The 1,907-nt window shown below is 62.0% G+C and carries 1 pseudogene; it reads right to left on the bottom strand.

From position 1 onward, the window contains the following. Positions 1-1,907: pseudogene (locus tag QD357_RS31955) on the bottom strand (hypothetical protein); the annotation flags it as partial.

The following is a 1,907-nucleotide window of genomic DNA, read 5'->3' as shown; positions in this document are numbered from 1 at the left end:
GAGAGGGCTGCGATCTGGGCCGACTTCAGGGCGGCGACCTGAGCTGTCTTCAGAACACCGATCTGAGCGGTGGTGAGAGCGGCAACGTCGTCAGTGGAGAGGGCTGAGATCTGGGTCGAGGACAGAGCGGCAACCTGATCAGTGGTCAGAACCTTGGCTTGGTCGGTCGAGAGTGCGCCGATCTGGGTGGTGCTCAGCTTCGCGATCTGGCTGGTCTTCAGAGCGGCCACCTGATCGGTCGAGAGCGCTGCTACCTTATCGGAGGTCAGTCCGGACAGAGCCGCGGTGCTGATCGCTGCGATCTCATCGGTGGAGAAGGTCGCAAGGTCAGCGGTGGAGAGTGCGCCAACTTCCGTTGCCGACAGGGCACCAATTTGCGTGCTCGTCAGAGCGGCAGCCTGGTCAGTGGAGAGGGCTGCAATCTGGGCCGACTTCAGGGCTGCGACCTGGCCGGTCTTCAGCACACCGATCTGATCGGTGGAGAGGACGGCAACGTCGTCGGTGGAGAGTGCTGCGATCTGGGTTCCGGACAGAGCGGCCACCTGGTCGGTGGTCAGAACCTTGGCCTGRTCGGTCGAGAGTGCGCCGAYCTGRGYGGTGCTGAGCTTCGCGAYYTGGCTGGTCTTCAGAGCGGCCACCTGATCGGTCGAGAGCGCTGCAACCTTGTCAGAGGTCAGACCCGACAGAGCTGCAGTGCTGATCGCYGCAATCTCGTCAGTCGAGAAGGTGGCGATGTCAGCGGTGGACAGAGCACCAACTTCGGTTGCCGTCAGAGCGCCGATTTGCGTGCTCGTGAGAGCGGCAGCCTGGTCGGTAGAGAGGGCTGCAATCTGGCTGGACTTCAGAGCCGCGACCTGAGCCGTCTTCAGCACACCGATCTGATCGGTGGTGAGGGCAGCAACATCGTCAGTAGAAAGAGCGGCAATCTGGGTCGAGGTCAGGGCGGCCACCTGATCAGTGGTCAGAACCTTGGCTTGGTCGGTCGAGAGTGCGCCGATCTGAGCGGTGCTCAGCTTGGCAATCTGGCTGGTCTTCAGAGCCGCAACCTGATCGGTCGAGAGGGCAGCAACCTTGTCAGAGGTCAGGCCGGACAAAGCCGCAGTGCTGATCGCAGCGATCTCGTCGGTCGAGAAGGTGGCGATATCAGCCGTGGACAGAGCGCCGACTTCGGAAGCCGTCAGGGCACCAATCTGCGTCGAGGACAGTGCAGCCGCCTGGTCAGTGGAGAGAGCTGCGATCTGGCTGGACTTCAGAGCTGCGACCTGCGCCGTCTTCAATACACCGATTTGAGCGGTGGTGAGGGCAGCAACGTCGTCAGTAGAAAGAGCGGCGATCTGGGTTCCGGACAGAGCGGCCACCTGGTCGGTGGTCAGAACCTTGGCCTGGTCGGTCGAGAGAGCGCCGATCTGAGCGGTGCTGAGCTTGGCGATCTGGCTGGTCTTCAGAGCCGCAACCTGATCGGTGGAGAGGGCAGCTACCTTGTCAGAGGTCAGGCCCGACAGAGCCGCAGTGCTGATCGCTGCAATTTCGTCAGTCGAGAAGGTTGCGATGTCAGCGGTGGACAGTGCGCCGACTTCCGTTGCCGTCAGGGCGCCAATCTGCGTCGAGGACAGTGCAGCCGCCTGGTCGGTGGAGAGAGCTGCGATCTGGGCCGACTTCATGGCTGCGACCTGCGCGGTCTTCAGAACACCGATCTGAGCGGTGGTGAGGGCAGCAACGTCGTCTGTAGAAAGAGCTGCGATCTGGGTCGATGTCAGAGCGGCCACTTGATCGGTGGTCAGAACCTTGGCCTGATCGGTCGAGAGTGCGCCGATCTGGGCAGTGCTCAACTTAGCGATCTGGCTGGTCTTCAGAGCCGCAACCTGATCAGTAGAGAGCGCTGCGACCTTATCAGAGGTCAGGCCGGA

This window comes from Rhizobium sp. BR 317 (assembly GCF_047445835.1).
GTDB lineage: Bacteria > Pseudomonadota > Alphaproteobacteria > Rhizobiales > Rhizobiaceae > Rhizobium > Rhizobium paranaense.
This window is presented reverse-complemented; position numbering and strand designations above follow the sequence as displayed.